Origin of the sequence: Pontibacillus yanchengensis Y32, from assembly GCF_000770635.1 — a bacterium.
Taxonomy (GTDB): Bacteria; Bacillota; Bacilli; order Bacillales; family BH030062; genus Pontibacillus; species Pontibacillus yanchengensis.
On the sequence record NZ_AVBF01000032.1, the window covers coordinates 1 to 18862 of the forward strand.

18 protein-coding genes are annotated in these 18862 nt (G+C 36.9%); 11 read left to right on the top strand and 7 right to left on the bottom strand.

Annotated features, from left to right (window positions below; genetic code table 11):
- Window positions 1-207: 207 nt before the first annotated feature.
- Both N782_RS12070 and N782_RS12075 read left to right on the top strand, forming a co-directional pair.
- Window positions 208-1815, top strand: coding sequence for an amidohydrolase (locus N782_RS12070; protein WP_237582651.1), 1608 nt, complete (start codon window positions 208-210; stop codon window positions 1813-1815).
- A 126-nt stretch (window positions 1816-1941) separates the two neighbouring features.
- A complete protein-coding gene (locus N782_RS12075; protein ID WP_036820214.1) occupies window positions 1942-2919 on the top strand; it encodes a TIGR03571 family LLM class oxidoreductase in 978 nt (325 codons plus the stop codon).
- Window positions 2920-3033: 114 nt separating this feature from the next.
- Here N782_RS12075 and N782_RS12080 read toward each other — a convergent pair whose 3' ends face one another.
- Window positions 3034-4041 (bottom strand): S8 family peptidase, encoded by a 1008-nt coding sequence (locus tag N782_RS12080; RefSeq protein ID WP_052111314.1) that lies wholly within the window; start codon window positions 4039-4041, stop codon window positions 3034-3036.
- A 240-nt stretch (window positions 4042-4281) separates the two neighbouring features.
- A complete protein-coding gene (yfkAB, locus tag N782_RS12085; protein WP_036820216.1) occupies window positions 4282-5406 on the bottom strand; it encodes a radical SAM/CxCxxxxC motif protein YfkAB in 1125 nt (374 codons plus the stop codon).
- A 241-nt stretch (window positions 5407-5647) separates the two neighbouring features.
- On the opposite strand from yfkAB, the gene N782_RS12090 reads away from it, so the two are divergent.
- The gene (locus N782_RS12090) at window positions 5648-6388 is read left to right on the top strand and encodes an SDR family oxidoreductase (RefSeq protein WP_036820219.1); all 741 of its coding nucleotides are present in this window, start codon (window positions 5648-5650) and stop codon (window positions 6386-6388) included.
- Between the two features lie 92 nt (window positions 6389-6480).
- Here N782_RS12090 and N782_RS12095 read toward each other — a convergent pair whose 3' ends face one another.
- Window positions 6481-6753 carry an acylphosphatase gene (locus N782_RS12095; protein ID WP_036820221.1) on the bottom strand — a complete coding sequence of 91 codons (273 nt, stop codon included), beginning with the start codon at window positions 6751-6753 and terminating at the stop codon, window positions 6481-6483.
- A 99-nt stretch (window positions 6754-6852) separates the two neighbouring features.
- Window positions 6853-7101, bottom strand: coding sequence for a transcriptional regulator SplA domain-containing protein (locus N782_RS12100; RefSeq protein ID WP_036820306.1), 249 nt, complete (start codon window positions 7099-7101; stop codon window positions 6853-6855).
- 112 nt (window positions 7102-7213) lie between these two features.
- Between N782_RS12100 and N782_RS12105 the strand changes: the two genes are divergently transcribed.
- Both N782_RS12105 and N782_RS12110 read left to right on the top strand, forming a co-directional pair.
- Entirely contained in the window at window positions 7214-8194 is a 981-nt protein-coding gene (locus N782_RS12105; RefSeq protein ID WP_036820223.1) for a P1 family peptidase, read from the top strand.
- 74 nt (window positions 8195-8268) lie between these two features.
- Entirely contained in the window at window positions 8269-9132 is an 864-nt protein-coding gene (locus N782_RS12110) for an alpha/beta hydrolase (protein ID WP_052111315.1), read from the top strand.
- A 99-nt stretch (window positions 9133-9231) separates the two neighbouring features.
- On the opposite strand, the gene N782_RS12115 is transcribed toward N782_RS12110, so the two are convergent.
- Complete coding sequence (locus N782_RS12115) at window positions 9232-9636, bottom strand: hypothetical protein (protein WP_036820226.1); 405 nt, start codon at window positions 9634-9636, stop codon at window positions 9232-9234.
- A 202-nt stretch (window positions 9637-9838) separates the two neighbouring features.
- Here N782_RS12115 and N782_RS12120 point away from each other — a divergent pair, with 202 nt between their 5' ends.
- From N782_RS12120 to N782_RS12140, 5 genes are all read left to right on the top strand, one after another.
- Window positions 9839-10969, top strand: coding sequence for an HAD family hydrolase (locus N782_RS12120; protein ID WP_036820229.1), 1131 nt, complete (start codon window positions 9839-9841; stop codon window positions 10967-10969).
- A gap of 237 nt (window positions 10970-11206) precedes the next feature.
- On the top strand, window positions 11207-12124 hold the full coding sequence (locus tag N782_RS12125; RefSeq protein ID WP_036820233.1) for a proline dehydrogenase family protein: 918 nt from the start codon (window positions 11207-11209) through the stop codon (window positions 12122-12124).
- Between the two features lie 57 nt (window positions 12125-12181).
- Window positions 12182-13729, top strand: coding sequence for an L-glutamate gamma-semialdehyde dehydrogenase (gene pruA, locus N782_RS12130; RefSeq protein WP_036820236.1), 1548 nt, complete (start codon window positions 12182-12184; stop codon window positions 13727-13729).
- Window positions 13730-14573: 844 nt separating this feature from the next.
- Entirely contained in the window at window positions 14574-15857 is a 1284-nt protein-coding gene (locus tag N782_RS12135; protein ID WP_036820239.1) for a PucR family transcriptional regulator, read from the top strand.
- Window positions 15858-15935: 78 nt separating this feature from the next.
- Window positions 15936-16478: an NUDIX hydrolase gene (locus tag N782_RS12140; RefSeq protein WP_036820241.1), complete on the top strand. Its 543-nt coding sequence runs from the start codon at window positions 15936-15938 to the stop codon at window positions 16476-16478.
- Window positions 16479-16487: 9 nt separating this feature from the next.
- Here N782_RS12140 and N782_RS20755 read toward each other — a convergent pair whose 3' ends face one another.
- Together N782_RS20755 and N782_RS12150 are read right to left on the bottom strand one after the other, a co-directional pair.
- Window positions 16488-17057 carry a TetR/AcrR family transcriptional regulator gene (locus N782_RS20755; RefSeq protein ID WP_052111316.1) on the bottom strand — a complete coding sequence of 190 codons (570 nt, stop codon included), beginning with the start codon at window positions 17055-17057 and terminating at the stop codon, window positions 16488-16490.
- A 1-nt stretch (window position 17058) separates the two neighbouring features.
- On the bottom strand, window positions 17059-17946 hold the full coding sequence (locus N782_RS12150) for an SDR family oxidoreductase (RefSeq protein ID WP_036820243.1): 888 nt from the start codon (window positions 17944-17946) through the stop codon (window positions 17059-17061).
- Between the two features lie 94 nt (window positions 17947-18040).
- Between N782_RS12150 and N782_RS12155 the strand changes: the two genes are divergently transcribed.
- A complete protein-coding gene (locus N782_RS12155; RefSeq protein WP_237582652.1) occupies window positions 18041-18598 on the top strand; it encodes a GNAT family N-acetyltransferase in 558 nt (185 codons plus the stop codon).
- Window positions 18599-18862 lie beyond the last annotated feature (264 nt).

The following is an 18862-nucleotide window of genomic DNA, read 5'->3' on the forward strand; positions in this document are numbered from 1 at the left end:
TCCAAGTCTTCCAGATTATGCTTCTTATCTTGAATAAGGCTATTTTATTTGTTGATTTCCAAATCAAAAACCAAACTTTAATATAGCCTTTTGTTTCTTGGAGTGTACAATGACTAGCCGACTAAAAAGATTAATATACATGTTTGTGAAAAAGTAATAAGGGAACATGTTTATCAAAAAGATAGGATGGTGACATGTGTTTTGATTTTGAATAATGTTAAGATTTATCAACCTAATGGGGACTTTGATAAAGAAGAGATATATCATCTACATATTGAAAATGGCTACTTCTCTTCTATACATAAAGGAATAAGTAATGAAGAAGGTAATCATGTCATAGATGGCAAAGGTAGAACAGTAGTACCAGGCTTCACAGATTCTCATATGCATTTACTTCGTTTTGGGATGTTGAAAAATGAATTGGATTTAACACAAGTGACAAGTTGGACAGAAATGAAAAAGGAAGTAGAAGCCTACTATCCGGAGATTGAAGAAGCAGATTGGATTTTTGGTAAAGGTTTCAATGATGGTGCTTTTACAGATATCGATCACTTGCTAACAGCAGAGGATTTAGACGAAATTAATGTTAATAAGTATATGTATTTCATGCATCAGGATGGTCATGAATGTGTCATTAGTAAGAAATTACTCAAGCGGTTAGAGGAAGAAGAAGATTTTCACAAAGAACCTGAGGTATTTAAAGAACGAGATGATCAAGGGAATTTAACGGGACGTTTTAAAGATACGGCTGTTCACTATATAAATCATCATCTCTGGGAACGCTCGATAGAACATGCAAAAGAGTCACTATCAGTAGCGCTACCATATTTACTTGAGAATGGTATCACCACTGTTCATTCAGATGATAGAAGTTTTGTTGGTTCCTACCAATCGCTTTGGAAAACGTACACATCACTAGAAGAAGATGGTAAACTACCGATTGAGGCGTACTTACATCACTATATTTTTGATCAGAAGGACTTAGATGAATTCATTGAGAATTTTCACAAGCGGACAGGGGAAGGTACTGATCGCGTAAAAGTAGGTGCTATCAAAATTTTCTTAGATGGTACGCAGCGATTACATACAGCTGCCATGCGTCAACCTTATCCAGATTCCCCAGATACAACTGGATATTTAATTTATGACCAAGACCAACTTAATAAAATGATTCAGACAGCAGCTAGTCATGGGATGCAAGTAGCTGTCCATGCTTTAGGTGATCGGGCCGTCCAATCAGCTATTACGGCTTTTGAACAACCAGAAGCTCGTACTAAAAAATTACGTCATCGTATTATTCATGCTCAAACGCTTGCAGAAGATTTACTAGAAAGAATGGAAGATTTGGGAGTGTATATTGAAACACAGCCTTCCTTTTTAATGGACGAATGGAATCAAAAGGATCAATGGACACCTAAAGATATCTTGCCATACTGTGATGCATTTGGAAGTATGATTAACCATAACATCCCTATTACACTTAGTTCTGATGCGCCAATTGGAGCCTTGGATCCGATTGTATCCATTTTTGGAGCGGTTAATCGAATGGATGAAAATTATCAGCCGAGTGGAGGGTGGATGCCTAGTGAAAAAATTACGTTAGATCAAGCATTTTCAGGCTTCGGTACCATTCCCTCTGAGCTAGAATGGAATGAAGGTGTAAAGGGAAGGGTATCAGAAGGCTATCAAGCAGATTTTGTATTATTGAATCATCATCCTAATGACATAAGTACTGAAGACATTCTGCAACTTCATGTTCAATCGACATGGATTAAAGGGGAAAAAGTATATTCAAAAACCACTGATGGTCAATAGCGAATGGTTGAACCATATCATCATAAAAAGGAATTAGTTTTTTGTTGGTTAGTTAAGTTACATTATAACCTGTCGATTTTCCTCGGCAGGGTCTTTTTTATGAACGAGTAGGAGAGTGACATTGAAATGCAATGGAGCGAGCATAAAGGGTACAGTCGTATGATTAAAGAAAATAAGTTAACAATCGGTCTGACACTACCACTAGAGCATCATGGTCAAGAACGACCAACGATGAACGACCAAGTAGAACGAGTTCAGTTAGCAGAGCGTTTAGGCTTTAGTGCCATTTGGTTTCAAGACGTGCTATTAGAGGACCCAACGTTTCATGATCCTTCAACTGGACAAGTGTATGATAGTCTATTGTATCTTACCTACATAGGTGCACATACAACTATTATTAATCTTGGTACCGCTGCTGTCGTATTGTCTTTGCGACATCCATTACGATTAGCTAAAGAAGCGGCAACCATTGAGAACTTGTTTCCTGAACGTTTCATGTTGGGGATATCATCTGGAGATCGTCGGAGAGATTTTGAAGGGTTGCATATCCCGATTATGGAAAGAGGTAAGATATTCAGAGAGGCTTTTCAGTTTTACGAACATGTCTTGCATAGTGAATACGAAGATTACCAATCCCCCTTAGGAAAAATAGAAGGTGCTACACTTGTACCAAAACCTAACACTCCAATCCCCACCTTTATTACAGGTTATGCTCAACAGACCCTTGATTGGGTAGCAGAGCATGGAGATGGTTGGATGTTTTATCCGCAATCATTAGATAAACAGCAATCACTTATCAAACAGTATAGAAACAAAGTAAGTGATAAAAGTGGAGTCGCATTTAAACCTTTCTTTCAACCACTTGTAATGGACCTTGCTGAAGATCCTAATCATGAGCCTGAAAAAATAAAATTAGGCTATAAACTAGGTTCTAAAGCGTTGATAGCATGGTTGAAAGAGCATGAAGCAATCGGAGTAAATCATGTGATGATCTCTTTGTCGAATAGTAGCAGAGAAGTAGAGGAGGTTATGAGGGAACTTGGGGAAGTGGTATTACCGCATTTTCCACCACATCATACATTTCCTTTTGAAAAAGAGAGATAGTTAATGTGTAACTAAATATAAAATATCGATTCTAAAAAATACTTAGTAGTAACTCCGACCATAGTAGCAAAAAAAGAGGCAAACGCTTTAACCGTTTGCCTACAATTAATAAGGTTAATTTTTAACGTAACTGTGTTGTTTTGTTCGATGTTCATTCCAATTTATTGTAAATGTATTTAATAGATTGTCTAATTTCTCAACTAAAGTAAGGGTTAATAGTCCATTGCCTTCAGCTTGAGAGGAATGACCAAGAGGAACGGTTCTTCTAATTAACTGCGCGTATAGTTCTGGTTCTGAGAGTCTTCTGTTAAACTGCGTTTCAGTAATGTTCACTAACAACGATAATGCACCTGAAATATGTGGCGTGGCCATGGATGTACCAGATAAACGCGCGTATTTTCCATCTATATATGTTGATAGTATCTTTACTCCTGGTGCTACCAAGTCTATTTCATCATTAGTATTTGTAAATGAAGCAATATTTCTATTGAAATCAATGGCCCCAACTTGTATTACTTCATTATAAGCTCCTGGATAGGCATACTCATCTGTTCTAGCTTGTCCATCCCCGTTATTACCAGCAGCACATACAACAGATACACCTTGATTCACAGCGTATTGGATTGCTTCATGTAATTCAGGGACATCACTTGGGCCACCTAATGACATGGACATTACTCGAACTTCTTCTCCGTTAGGACCTTTCCAATTTGTTGCGTAATTAATGGCATCAATGATCCAATTCATTTTTCCTTGTCCTTCTCCAGTAAGCACTTTAAGAATAAGTAAGCTACTCTCAGGTGCTACGCCAGTTACCCCTGAGTTGGTTTGAGAGGCAGCAATTGTACCAGCTACATGGGTACCATGACCATTATTATCATTAAAGTTATTTTCATCACTATTGTAGTCCGTTGTAAAGTTTTTACCTCCAATAATACGACCTTGTAAATCAGGGTGGTTGATTTCACATCCTGTATCTATGACGGCAACTATATTTCCTTTGCCTTTTGTAGCAGATTCCCAAACTAAAGGAGCCTCAATCATCTCCACACCTTCTGGAACAATGGAAGAACTGTCTAAAATCTGTTCCGTCTTATAAGGAATTAATTGTACGTCTGCCATATTCACCCTCCATTTGAAATAGTTGTTATATTTCTAGAATACACGAAGAGAGGGGTAATAAAATAGTAAAAAATCAGAAAATTAAAACAATAATGCTATGTACCTACTAGTTGTGCCAACCAACTTAAGAAACTTTCTCATTTAATAGGCATTAATACATATAAAAATCCCCCTTCTAAATAGAAGAGGGGGGATTTTCTGGAAAAGCAAAAAAACCATTGAGAGGGTAAGTGCTTTATTCTACAAAAGACTTATATTCGCACTTCTTTGTCGGAAGTCAACACCCTGGTAATACGTATTCTTAACAAGAACATTAGGTCCAAGGCATTTTGCCATAGGACAATGACAATTAAGTTGCTGAGCTATAGTCGATTGTTGCCATTTATGAAATGCATCCGGTAAAGATGTGTTTTGTATGTTTCCTAATCGTGGTTCGTCTCCAAAATCAGTTACGATAATTTCTCCACTAAAGATGTTTACGTTTAAACGTGAACGTCCATCAGGGTCATTACGAACGGTGACATTCGGTTCTTCATGGAGTCTTTGTTGAAGAGACAATGCTTCTTTGTCAGAACTACAAGGATAAAAAGGAAGCGTACCAAATAGCATCCATATATCTTTTTTTCGGTGATCGAGTAATCGATGGATACCTTCTTTCATCTCATCTAAAGAGAGAATATCCAGGTCACTTGCAAAATCAGCAGGATACATAGGGTGAACCTCATGTCGAGCACAACCCATCTCGATTATATGATCATGGATTGATTCTAAGTACGGGAGGGTTCGTCTATTTAACATTGTTTCAGCAGATACCATGACACCTTCTGCAGATAGCTTTTGTGAATTTTCTACCATGCGATGAAAGTATTGCTCACGTACTCGTTCTGGAGGTTTCTTTTCCATGTTCCGAAACCCAGTGTGTACGAATTCCTCTATCGTTCCCCAATTGTGAGAGATATGTAATACATCTAAATAGGGGATGATATCTTTATATCGTTCATATGGTAGAGTCAAATTCGAATTGATTTGTGTCCTTGCCCCACGTTCATGTGCATATTTCAATAATGGAACGACATACTGATCAACGGACTTTTTCGAAAGGGCAGGTTCTCCTCCTGTTATACTTACCGCACGAAGATGAGGTATTTCATCTAAGCGTTTTTTTAATAGGTCAAAAGGAAGTGCATCCGGGTCCTTTTGTTTTAATGTGTAGCCAACAGCGCAATGTTCGCACCGCATATTACATAAATGAGTAGTCGTAAACTCAACATTTGATAGAGTGATACCACCATGCTCCTCAACATCCATATAGGCTTCCCATGGATCATTAGAAGGGGTGATAGGGTGAAGCTTCATGTTTTGCATTATATGAAACTCCCTTTCTTCTTTAGTTTCTTTATACAACAGCTACCATTCTATCATGTATGTTGCAAAAAAAGAAGAACGACTCTTATGCAGACGAGTCATTTTCCCTTTTTGTACACATATTTTTGCCGTGTTGAATGTAAGACCTTACCAATTGTTAGCCTATTGTTATGCTTAACATTCATGTAATCAGGGAAAAAGGCACAAGTGATAGTAATAAAATTCTCATGGAGGGATATTTTTGGCAAGTTTACAAGGAAAGACAGCAATCGTAACAGGTGCAAGTAGTGGCATAGGCGAAGCTATAGCGAAGCATTTAGCTCATGAAGGCGCAAATGTTGTCCTAGCTGCTCGTCGACAAGAACGTTTGGAGGAACTAGCAAAAGAAATAGAAGATTCAACTTCAGTTAAAACAAAAATCTCCATAACAGATGTAACGAAACAGAGTGAAATGGAAGCACTCGTTACAGAGACGAAAGAAGAATTTTCTTCTGTAGATATGTTTATAAACAATGCTGGGGTAATGCTTTTATCATTCTTGAAGAATGACAAGGTGGAAGAATGGGAGAAGATGATAGATGTAAATATAAAAGGTGTTTTATTTGGCATCCATGCTGCACTACCAACTATGCTTAAACAAGAGTCAGGTCATATTGTAAACGTATCTTCTGTAGCAGGTCATGAAGTATTCCCTGCTAGTAGTGTGTATAGTGCTACAAAATATGCAGTTCGAGCTCTTTCAATGGGGATGGAAAAAGAACTATCTAGCTCTGGGGTGAGGGTAACGAACGTATCACCAGGCGCAGTTTCCACTGAGTTACCAGAGCATATCACGGATGAGGAAGTCCTCGATATGTTTAAAGACCGTCAAGGACGTATCACGCTTGAATCAGATGATATAGCGCGTTCTGTTGTTTATGCTGTTACACAACCAGAATACGTAAACGTTAATGAAGTAATGGTAAGACCGATGAAAAAATAAACGTATTTACATTCTGTTTCTTAAATAAAAAAATGTAGACCCAGAACCATTTTAGGTTCTGGGTCTTTTACATAATAGTTGTGTGAGGAAGACTACTTAATATCAAAAGCTTTATATCCTTCAAGTGTCGATGCTTCATCAATGTCTACATCTGTAATTTTTGCATACGGGCTAGGTCCTTGTTTAATAGCTTCAATAAAGGATGTCATGTCTTCATCTTGCCCCTCAGCTTCGATTTCAACGGAACCATCATTTCGGTTACGAACCCAACCAGTAATATTGAACTCTTTGGCTTTTTGTTGTGCTGAAAATCGAAAGCCAACACCTTGGACTCTTCCTTTTACTAATAAATGTACATGTTGCATTGTACTCACCTCTACTCATTGTCGTCGCTATGATTTAGTTCACTAACTTTATTCCCGTTTTAGCTGTAAAGTTAAACGACAAGAAACAGAAGAGGCTATTTATTCATCGAATGGTTGGTCAGGGAAAAGCTCCTTAAAAGCGTCTTCCGCTGCTGCTTCTGATGTAAATAAGGCATCATTTTCCTCAATAAGGTGGTATGCTTCATGCAAAAATAACGCCACATCCTCTGGGTTGTGAGGGTGTTTCACAATTTCTGCTTGTTTAATGTTTGCCACGGTAGGTGTATGGGGATTACGGTAAATAACATACACTTCATCACCTTCATTCACTTCTCTTGGGTCTACCATTGGATCCAAATGTATCACCTCTTATTTATTGTTTCTATTAGTGTGTGTGCATACCGTAGAAGTTAACAAAAATTGTTCGTGTTAAAAAAAGGAAAGAGGAGGAGGTTGTATAGTGGAACGTATTTTAATCCAAAATATAAAAGGCTTTAAGATTGGCCACGCTGAACATTTAGATGGAATAACTGGCTGTACCACTATTTTATGTCCAGAAGGCGCAATTGCTGGGGTTGATGTAAGAGGAGGAGCTCCAGGTACCAGGGAAACAGACTTATTATCGTCAGAAAACTTAGTGGATACTATTCATGCCATGTTTATGTCTGGTGGAAGTGCATACGGTCTCGATGTAGGTAGTGGGATTATGAAGTTTCTCGAGGAGCAACAGATTGGATTTGATGTTCAAGTTGCGCGAGTCCCTATTGTACCAGGTGCGGTTCTTTTTGATTTAGCGGTAGGATCGCCTACAATTCGTCCAAATCAAAAATTGGGTTACACGGCAGCTCAAAATGCATATCATCTCGCAGATGAAAGAGAAGGATCCATTGGTGCAGGGACAGGGGCTACAGTTGGGAAATGTTTGGGGATGGATTATTCTATGAAGGGTGGTATTGGAACATTTGCTGTGAAAGTTGGCGAATTACAAATAGGAGCTGTTGTAGCAGTTAATAGCTTCGGTGATATATATGATCCAGAAACAGGAGAGATTATTGCTGGAGTATATGATCAAAAAAAGCAATCCTATCTGAATACAGAATCGATTATGTTTGAGGCACCTCCTGACCAACAAGAAACAAATCGGTTCAGCGGTAATACTTCCATTGCTACTGTTTTAACAAATGCTAAACTTACCAAGGCAGATGCAAATAAGATGTCATCAATGGCTCATGATGGTTTTGCCAGAACAATGAGACCTGCTCATTCTATGGTAGATGGGGATACTATATTTACGATGTCAACCAATGAAATAGATGCAGATTTGAATGTAGTCGGTCATCTAGCATCTTATGTTGTTCAGCAAGCAGTAGTCAGAGCCATAAAAGAAGCAGATAGCCTTGGAGGCATTATTAGTTATAAAGATCTAAATAAAGTAAAATGAATGGATGACTTCACCATTTTACATAATATGATTATGGTTAACTAGCGATAGTTTCTGAATAAGAAGGTGAAAAAATGACTGAAGATCGAGAACATTATTATGTGAAAATGAGAGATGGTACATCTTTGCCTGTTTTTGCTTACAAGTCCCCTTATAAAACAAACGCAACATTGATTCTAATCCACGGAATTACAGCTGAACAACATGCATTACAACAGCTTGCTAAGAAATTACAACCAAATGTGAATGTGTTTATCCCTGTTTTAAGAGGTTATGGTGAGCATGAGGGGAGGGGGGACATCAATTACTTTGGGCAATATGATCATGACTTAATCGATGTAGCTAAATCAGTTAATAATCAGGGATATAATCGTATTTTTTGGGCGGGTCATTCAATGGGGTGTGCTAACTTACTTCGAGTGTTAGACAAAAATCTGGTTACATCGGAGGGATTTTTGTTTCTATCCCCATTTTTTCATCCTTCGTTGAAATTATATAAGTATCAAGGTAAACAAGAAAAGAAACAAGAAGATTTGTACAAGCTTAACTTATTCAAAATCATCAGCTTAGCATCATTAATGAAGATAGGTATTCATCGCTTTATGCATAGTAAAGTAGCCATTGTACCTGATGAATTTAAAAAAGGGAACTCATTGCATTTAAGCTTTCGCCTACTATTGTCGAGATTTATAGAAGATGCAAAACAACTCCCTTTATCAAAAGCGAATGCGCCTCTTTTAACCCTAATAGGGTCAAATGATGAGGTAACAGATGCGTCTAAATTACAAGCTTGGTGGCAGACTCAATCGAGTCATCAATGCACGATTGTGCCTAATGAAGATCATAATACTATTGTACATTGTGATGAAACGATTAAAAGTATAACGCAATGGTTAAAAAACTCTATAAGACAAAGCCAAGAGCATACTGCTAATTAAGCAGATGCTTTTTATTCATAAAAAATACTTAGTAGCAACTCCGAACACATAAAAATTCAAAACCATTTTTAACATGATAATAAAAAATCGGATTACTGACTAGAGAGAATCCGATTTTTTTGTATTTGTTTCAATAATTTCTTTAAATTTAATAGCTATTTCATTATTCTGGACACGGAATTCATCTTTTGCTTTAGAACGTTCTAGAATATTTAAGTTGCTGTTATGATCGATTGCTTCAATATCAATATAAAAAGGTTGGGCATTGGGACGGTTGATTGTTCCAGAAAGAATTCGAAGTTGTTCTCTTGTTAGTGTCATGATTTCCGCATCTTCCCAACTAATTTCTCCATCATACATATCATCATTATATACATGAGCAAAGTGCATAGCTTCCATAACTGCTTCAGCTGCATCAGCATACGCATTGGGACTTCCTATATTTGTGTTCATTAACCCATCTCTAACGACAGGTCGATACACAGAGTCGAATTGGTTAGTCATATATGATACCCTCCTAATGTGATTATTTCTATTTTGTAGGGATTCGGATAGGAATATACATGATTACACTAACTAAAATGTACGATAAAAGTTATATTGGTAAGAAATTCGCCTATTTTCATAGTTCATTCTGTTAATTAACGTATTAACTTGCTAAAATGAGAATTATCAAACATATTGGAATGAAACTAGGAGGGGTAAGATGGCGACGGATAAAGCGATTCTATTTGATGTAGATGGAGTATTATTAAGTGAAGAACGATATTTTGATTCCTCGGCACTAACAGTTTGGGAAATGCTTTATAGTAATCAATACATAGGATTGGATCAATCCATATTTAAAACAGACCTAACAGATGATGAAATAAATCAAGTTCGTTCCACAGTATTTGATGAAGATCGTGTTCTTTCTTTTATAAAATCCAGGGGTATTAATGCAAATTGGGATATGGTGTATTTAACCTTATCTCACCAGATTATTGTGCTATTGCAACAAATTCAATCTAAAGATGAGGCGTTTGTAAACGAATTTTTACATGAAGATATTACCTTAGATTCACTTCAAAAACTTAATAATAAAGTACAACAACTTGAAGTGAAACCTCAATTCCATTCATTCGTTGAAGATTTTGAAAAGGGTGAAGCAACAAAGCAGGAATTATTAACATTCTTAAACGAGATAGCTTATGAAAAATTAGGAGTGAACACAGAAAGTTTTACACGAAACAGTGAGCTATGGACAATCGGCCGTGAGGCATTTCAAGAATGGTATGTAGGCGAGGAATTAATAGAGAAATCTATTGGAAAACAAGCAAGACAACAAGGTAAAAAAGGATTCATCCAGCATGAAATTCCACTTGCTAAAGAAGAAGAACTTCAAGCGTTATTTCAGCAACTTCAGTCTGATAATTGGACGATAGGAGTAGGTACAGGAAGACCTAAGCTAGAGACAATTGAACCATTAAGGGCACTAGGGTTACTTGATTATATAGAAGAGGACCGTATTGTAACAGCTTCGGATGTTCTAGAAGCTGAACAAACACATCCTGATAAGGCTCCACTTGCAAAGCCACAACCCTACACGTATATACGAAGCTGGTTAACAAAGCAATCAACTATACAACAAGCTTTAGAATATACGTTACCTATTGATGGAGACAAGATTCTAATAGTAGGTGACTCAGTGGCTGATGGCTTAGCAGCTCAAACAATGGGAGCTACTTTTGTCGCTGTCTTAACAGGTCTATCAGGTAAAAAGGCTAGACCTGATTTCGAAAAAATGAAAGCTGATTATATCATTGATAATGTTGTTGATCTCTCTACCATAATATAATGTAGCGCAATAAGCCGGAGGTTTCTCCGGTTTTTGTTTTGATAGTAATGATAACGCTTTCACATTTTGTGCTTAAACCACAAAATGTTCAGTAAATGATTGTGTTCCCATCACGTTGCTAGAATGTTGCGAAAATAGTTATAATTTTTAATATAGATAACAAATAAAATAAAACCTACGTTATCCCTTCAACATAGAAAGAGATATCGCTAGAGACGATATGGGGGTGTAGTAATCATGGAAGCTTTGAGTAAGAATTTTTTTCTTTATTTATCAAATAACTCTGTTTTGGATCGTTTAGCAAAGAAATGGGGTCCAAAATTTGGGGCAGATAAAATCGTAGGTGGGGAGACATTTGAACAAGCTGTTCCCTTAATTCAACAATTGAACAATCAAGGACTGCATATTACTGTAGACCATCTTGGGGAGTTTGTTTCCTCAGAGGAAGAAGCAAGAAATCGAGCAAAAGAATGTGTCGATACAATTCGAAGCATTAGTAGTAACCAACTGCAATCACAAGTCTCAGTGAAACTAACTTCACTTGGGCTCGATATTCGCCATGATTTAGTTTGGGAAAACATGATTAATATTATGGAAGAAGCCAAAAAACATAATGTCGTAATTACAATTGATATGGAAGATTCTACACGAACACAGAAGACATTAGAAATGTATAAAGCTTTAAAAGAGAAATACGACAATATTGGGACGGTCATACAATCTTATTTGTATCGCTCCAGTGAAGACTTAGATGATTTAAATTCTTATGATCCCTACCTTCGCTTAGTGAAAGGTGCTTATAAGGAATCTGGTAAAGTGGCATTTGTTGAAAAATCGTATGTTGATGATAACTTAAAACATTTGATTAAAAAGAATCTACTAAATGGTAACTATACAGCAGTAGCAAGCCACGATGATGCCATGATTGAATATACAAAATCATTTGCAAAAGAGAACAATATTCCATCAGATCAATTTGAATTCCAAATGCTTTATGGCATGAGAAATGATACCCAACTTGCACTTTTAAAAGAAGGCTATAAAGTAAGGGTGTATCTACCTTATGGAGATGATTGGTATGGATATTTTATGCGACGTTTAGCCGAAAGACCGGCAAATGTGGCATTTGCAGTGAAAGGTATTTTTAAAAAATAAAGAATAATGTTAATGTTATGATAAAAGCGTTTCCAAATAAGAAAGGAGAATTATTTTATGTACACACCATTCAAACACGAACCATTTACTGATTTTACTGTAGAGGAAAATAAAAAAGCTTTCGAGGCTGCTTTAGAGCATGTAAAAGGTGAACTAAACAAAGATCATGACCTTCTAGTTAATGGCGAACACATACAAACAGAAGATAAAATTGTCTCCATCAACCCTGCTAACAAAGAAGAAGTTGTAGGACGAGTATCAAAAGCAAATCAAGAGATTGCCGAGGAAGCAATGCAAGCTGCTGTTACCTCATTTGAAGATTGGAGAAAGTGGTCTCCCGAAGCTCGCGCTGGTGTTTTCTTCCGTGCTGCAGCTAAAATCCGACGTCGTAAGCATGAATTTTCCGCATATCTTGTTTATGAAGTAGGTAAACCTTGGAAAGAAGCAGATGCTGATACGGCAGAAGCAATTGACTTCTTAGAATATTATGCTCGACAAATGATCGAGCTTGGCGAAGGAAAACATGTGGAAAGCCGTGAAGGGGAACAAAACCGTTATATCTATCAGCCTACTGGTGTGGCAGTAGTCATTCCACCATGGAACCTAGCATTTGCTATTATGGCTGGTACAACAGTGGCTCCTCTAGTAACTGGTAACACTGTGCTGCTTAAGCCTGCAAGTAATAGTCCAGTAATTGCATCTAAATTTGTAGAAGTACTTGAAGATTCTGGTCTTCCTAAAGGTGTTTTAAACTTTGTTCCAGGTAGCGGTAAAGAAGTTGGAGACTATTTAGTAGATCATCCAAAAACAGCTCTTATCTCATTCACAGGCTCTCGTGATGTTGGTACACGTATTATCGAGAGAGCATCTAAAGTACAGCCAGGACAAACACATCTAAAACAAGTGATTGCTGAAATGGGTGGTAAAGACACGGTTGTCGTTGACAGTAGTGCTGATATTGATACAGCTGTAGATGCTATCGTTGTATCTGCATTCGGATTCTCTGGTCAGAAATGTTCCTCTGGTTCCCGTGCTGTCGTACACGAAGATGTTTATGACGAAGTACTAGAACGAGTTGCAAAAGTAACAAGTGAACTTTCTGTAGGAAATGCTAGTGAATCAAATGTCTATATGGGACCAGTTGTTGACCAAGCTGCATATGACAAAATCATGGGTTACATGGAAGTAGGAAAAGAAGAAGGACGCCTTGTTGTAGGCGGTACAGGTGATGACTCTAAAGGATTCTTCATCCAACCAACTGTTTTTGCAGATCTTGATCCGAAATCTCGTATGCAACAAGAAGAAATCTTCGGTCCAGTGGTTTGCTTTACTAAAGCGAAAGACTTTGATGAAGCAATCGAAATTGCAAATAACACAGAATACGGTTTAACTGGTGCCGTCATTACAGAAGATCGCCAGCATATCGAACGTGCTGCACGTGATTTCCACGTAGGTAACCTATACTTTAACCGTAATTGCACAGGAGCGATTGTAGGCTATCAACCATTTGGAGGCTTCAAAATGTCAGGTACAGACTCCAAAGCCGGTGGCCCAGATTACCTAGCTCTTCACATGCAAGCAAAAACTATTTCTGAAATGTTATAAAACTAGATACTACACTAGCAAAAATACAAGCATGTGGCTTTTGATAGCCACATGCTTTTTTAGATTTTCTGCATTTTGTTCCATATAAGAGGTATAATCTTGAGACTTGAAATCGAGATAAATTAGTAATCGTAAAATAGTGGAATGTTTCCGTTGCTTTTGTGAAAATAAAGGTGGCCGTGGAACAACTCGCGTCCTGCCGGCGAGCTGGCAAGCTACCTTCGGGAAGAACGCCCTCAGGGGATCTTGCCTACCTCTTTCTCCGGCGGGAGTCTCCTTGTTCCACGGCCACCTTTGCTATTGTTGGGAGAAACGGAAACATGGCGAGGTATGAATAAATGGTATTTTTCTGAGTTATAGTCTACACACTCGTACGTCTAGTGTACCAAATGAAGGTTTTCACTAAGATGTGAACATCTTGTTTGGTAGGAGAGTGGTACTACAATTAACCGCGGGTCCGATAGCCATTACCCGGATGGGGGTTAAGGGGGAACTGCGAGACTCCCGCGGGAGAAAGAGGTTGGTGAGACCCCGGAGGGAGCGAAGCGAGTGAGAAGGCTCACCAGCTCGCCCGCAGGAAAGCGAGTTGTTCCATCGTAACCCCCTCCACTATTTAAGTATCGGACCCTCCATCTTTTGGAAATATCTCGAACCCAAGTCTTCAAGATAATGGGGCTTTAATGAAACATTAACAACAAAAAAACAAACTATAGCCAAATAAAATGAATGTTGTAAATCGTAAACCTTTTTCTTTTGGTAGGAAATAGATATAATAGGCAGTGCATACAGAAGAAATTTTCTAATAACAGATATGCATTCAATTGAATAAGAAAGGGAATGCCATGTGGATGCGAAACAGCTTATTTTCCAAACCGAGGACATACATAAAGCAACAGAACTGATAAGCTCAAGCCTAAAAAAGCCAGTTATTATTGAGAATAAAAATTTCGAACTCATATCATATAGTTCATCTTTAGATGAATTTGATCAAACGCAACAAAAAACAATTCTCTCTAAGAAATGTCCTGTATTTATAATTGATCGTTTGAAGAAGGAAGGCATTGTTCAAAAATTAGAGAAACAACCAAGTCCTATTAGGGTAGGTCCTATTGAGGAACTGGGATTTTACCAACGTGTGGTTATAGCTGCAAATCATTTACGCCATACAATGGGATATATTTGGATTCAAGAAGCAACAACACCGCTTCAAGAAGAGGACTTAGCATTCTTAGAAGAAATCACTCCTCATATTGGTAAACTCATATATGATGTGTATAACAAGTTAAATGCCTCGGATAGCCGTAAGGATGAATTACTATGGAAACTCATTCATCAAGAGTATGGAAGTGAACAACAGTTTAGACATGATGCAACTATTGCGAAACTCACTCTACCTGAACGTTTTTCTGTGCTTATCTTTTCTTTAACCAATCCTCAGCAGAGGTATTTATTAGACTATCTTCAAGAAATCGTAAATAACTTTCCAGAAAGGAAACGTATTTACTTACTAAAAACGGAATTTCAAATTGTGATGATTGTTCATGGTAATAGAGAAGATGAAGGGTTGATTACAGAAGAAGCTCGTTATGTTATCTATAAAATTAAAGAGCAGATTGGTTACGCCGAATTCTATAGGTTTATGATTGGTCTAGGTAAGGAATACCAGCGACTAATCGATGTGCGAAAAAGTTTTCTAGAAGCGTTAGAAGTTATTGAAACAGCAAACTTTATTGAACCGAGACCAGAAACAATGCCTCGTGAGTTCTCTAAATTAGGTGTATATCGATACTTAGCTACTTTATATGAAAAGAATAGCTCAGAAGATTACTTTAGCCATGATTTACTAAGGTTAATCAGTAAGGATATCGACAGTCATACTGATTTACTAAAGACATTAGAAGTGTATCTTGCCAATAATGGGAAGGGTAAGCAATCAGCTAATGAATTATTTATCCACCCAAATACGCTGAATTATCGTATTAAACAAATTCTAGAAATCACCAATATAGACTTTAATGATTTTAATATGAAGAGCTATCTATACACTGAATTACTATTATTAAACAATGTTCCGGCTTACTACAAACGCTATAAAGATGCGATTAAAACAAACTTAGGAAAAGAGTGAAACAATGCGCATTTCTCAAGGGATTTGCGCTATTTTCTATTTATACCATTCTAGTAGTCTACAAAAGGAGAGATACTTATGAAAGCTTGGAAAACGTTAGACTCAGAATATATAGTTCAGTCCCCTTTTGGTAATGTTCGAAGAGATAAATGCGAACTACCGAATGGAAACATAATCGATGACTTTTATGTAAATGAATATAGTGACTGGGTTAATGCGATTGTAATAACAAAAGAAAAGAAGGTGGTATTAGTAAAACAATACCGACAAGGAGCAAAAGAGTTCTTCGCTGAAATTCCTGGTGGCATGAGTGAAGAAGGGGAGACATATGAAGCTGGAATATTGAGAGAAGTACAAGAAGAAACTGGGTTTACTTCAGATGATCCTCCTGTACTATTGGGTGAGTTTATGGTAAATCCAGCTGAACAAAATAATAAAGTACATACATTTCTAATATCAAATGCATATCCAGCATTTCAACAGCACCTTGATGAGAATGAAGACATCGAAATAGAGGTTATAGAATTAGATAGTTTGAAAGATAGAATTGAACAAGGAAAGCTTACACAGCTTTTTACAGTAACAGCTTATTCCATAGCAGTAGCCAGAGGTCTAGTATAATTACTTTCATTACCCTTCCTTATTAAAAAGATGTGATGTCATCCGGTTCCATACAGGAAGTAATTGTTCTTCATCTTGAAGTAGATGGCAATGGACTATAAAGCCGAGCGCTAACATATCTAATGTTTGAAGTTGCTCAGCATCTATTTCAGGATTTTCGTGCATGATTTGTTGAGCCACTGTATTGTTGTACACAATATTAGAGAAGATGGTACGGAATGATTGCCTTAATTCTTCATCTACAAAGCTCTTACTAATAAATAAAAATAATAAATAATAATCTCTATTATGGTTTCGTACAGAAGTGAAGATGTGTTTTCCCAGATTCTTTACGATGTCTTCAACAGATGATGTTTGACTTAGTGGCATATGTTGGAGACACCGTTCAAATGTATAGATAGCCACTTCCTTTATTAACTCATCCATACTCGAAAAGTAATGGTAGAAACTGCCTTTACTCACAGATGCTTCCTTAATTATTTTATTAATGCCTACATTTTCAATCCCATCTCTTACAATAAAATCTACTGTTGCTCTCATTATTTTTTCTTTCGTTTCTTCCCCTTTTTTTGTAGACAATTTACTTATCCCCCTTAGAACGTTCTATATATTGTTTAAAAAAAGATCGCAATTTATGCTTACCATAACTTGGTGCAACCACATCTGTCGTTATTGCCTCATAAAAAAAGGCTAGTAATCCGTACTGTTTTTTATTCACAACTTTTATAACAGGAAGTACCACTCTAATAAGAACAGCTGGTATTCTTGTAATTTTCTCCTTCTTTTGGAGAACTTGAAAAGCAAGCTTCGCGATTTCCTCATGCTTATAAACATGGGGGCCACCAACATCTATTTGTTTATTATTATGATGGATGAGTACATCAGTACAATATTCTGCGAGGTCTTCCCCATGTATAGGATTTACTTTTTTCTTTCCGGAACCAATTAAATAAACTCTACCTTGGTGAGCCATTTTGATATATTCACTTAAATCTGAGAAATAACCTGTAGGTTTAACAATAATGTAATTCAACGGTGACTGTATCAATTGATTCACGAATAATTGTTTTGCCTCTACTACAGGATTACTCATTTCTTCACCCTGACTTGCATGGATGTACATGAATTTTTGTACCCCTTGTTCCTCTGCTTCTTTTAATAATGCCAGGTTACCTAAGTAATCTACATTATAGAATGTCATGTTATCTTTCTGGCGTGTTAATCCTATTGCTGAACATACCGAATCGATACCTTTACAACATCCTTTTAGCGTTGTTGCATCCGTAACATCACCGATATGTACTTCATCTATTAGATTAGCTACTGCTGGTTCTAAAAAAGGACCTTGATATTCCAATTTTTGAGGATTTCTTACCAAGACCTTTACATAATAACCTTTCCTTTTAAAGGATTGTACTAAGTATTTACCTAAATACCCAGTAGCCCCTGCAATCAATATTCTTTTCAATAAAATCACTCCTTTCCTCTTTAAGTATATAATAGACCAATCAGTCTATTTTTTCAATCTATATTAAAAATATGAAGGAAAGGATTTGCATGTTATGATGGAAAGAAAATATTGGAATTTCAATTTAAAAGTGAGGTCATCTTATCAAATGATAAAAGTTAAAAGAGCAACAGAAGAGCATGTTGAAGGTATTTCTCGAGTATGTTCTGTAGCCTGTTATGCCACATATGAGGGGATTAGAAGTTATGAGAATATCAAGCGAAACAATGAAAGGTTTTATAATCATAAAAGAATAACCGATGAATTAGAGGAATCAAATGGGTGGGATGGATATATTGTCGCACTTGATGAGGAAGAGGTTGTTGGAGCTATAGGCGGGGGAATGACAGGGGAAAACAAAAGTGAAATTTATGTATTATATTTACATCCTACACGCCGAGGTGAAGGAATAGGTAGCCAATTGTTACAGTACTTAACAGATATTCAAAAAAACAAAGGATCAACAGAACAATGGGTATCGGTACAAAAGGGAAATAAAAAAGGCATACCTTTTTACCAAACAAAAGGGTTTACCAGCCACTCAGAACGAATGGCGTATTCTAATAGTTCTGAAGAAGATTATGTATCTATTCGCTATGTTCGAACGATTTAAGTAAGAAAATGAGGTGAAAATAATGGGGGACGGTGTCTTTAGTGTTGTTTTATTTATTGGGTTAATAGTTATAATCGTTATGTCATCCTTAGGAGTTGGCATCACATTAAAATCAACATTTTTAGAGGATAAAAGGAAAGGATATATGATGTTAGTGGGATATGTCCTTTTAATACTATATATTTCAAAACAATTATTGAAGGTTTCCTCTCTATTAATGTATATTTGTCTCGTAAGTTATGGAATTGTTGGTATTCTAGCATA

Coding starts and splice junctions, on each gene's coding strand:
- N782_RS12075 (WP_036820214.1), top strand. CDS start 1,942: ATGCAATGGAGCGAGCATAAAGGGTACAGTCGTATGATTAAAGAAAAT.
- N782_RS12100 (WP_036820306.1), bottom strand. CDS start 7,101: ATGGTAGACCCAAGAGAAGTGAATGAAGGTGATGAAGTGTATGTTATT.
- N782_RS12095 (WP_036820221.1), bottom strand. CDS start 6,753: ATGCAACATGTACATTTATTAGTAAAAGGAAGAGTCCAAGGTGTTGGC.
- N782_RS12140 (WP_036820241.1), top strand. CDS start 15,936: ATGAAAGCTTGGAAAACGTTAGACTCAGAATATATAGTTCAGTCCCCT.
- pruA (WP_036820236.1), top strand. CDS start 12,182: ATGTACACACCATTCAAACACGAACCATTTACTGATTTTACTGTAGAG.
- N782_RS12115 (WP_036820226.1), bottom strand. CDS start 9,636: ATGACTAACCAATTCGACTCTGTGTATCGACCTGTCGTTAGAGATGGG.
- yfkAB (WP_036820216.1), bottom strand. CDS start 5,406: ATGCAAAACATGAAGCTTCACCCTATCACCCCTTCTAATGATCCATGG.
- N782_RS12110 (WP_052111315.1), top strand. CDS start 8,269: ATGACTGAAGATCGAGAACATTATTATGTGAAAATGAGAGATGGTACA.
- N782_RS12125 (WP_036820233.1), top strand. CDS start 11,207: ATGGAAGCTTTGAGTAAGAATTTTTTTCTTTATTTATCAAATAACTCT.
- N782_RS12080 (WP_052111314.1), bottom strand. CDS start 4,041: ATGGCAGACGTACAATTAATTCCTTATAAGACGGAACAGATTTTAGAC.
- N782_RS12120 (WP_036820229.1), top strand. CDS start 9,839: ATGGCGACGGATAAAGCGATTCTATTTGATGTAGATGGAGTATTATTA.
- N782_RS12155 (WP_237582652.1), top strand. CDS start 18,041: ATGATGGAAAGAAAATATTGGAATTTCAATTTAAAAGTGAGGTCATCT.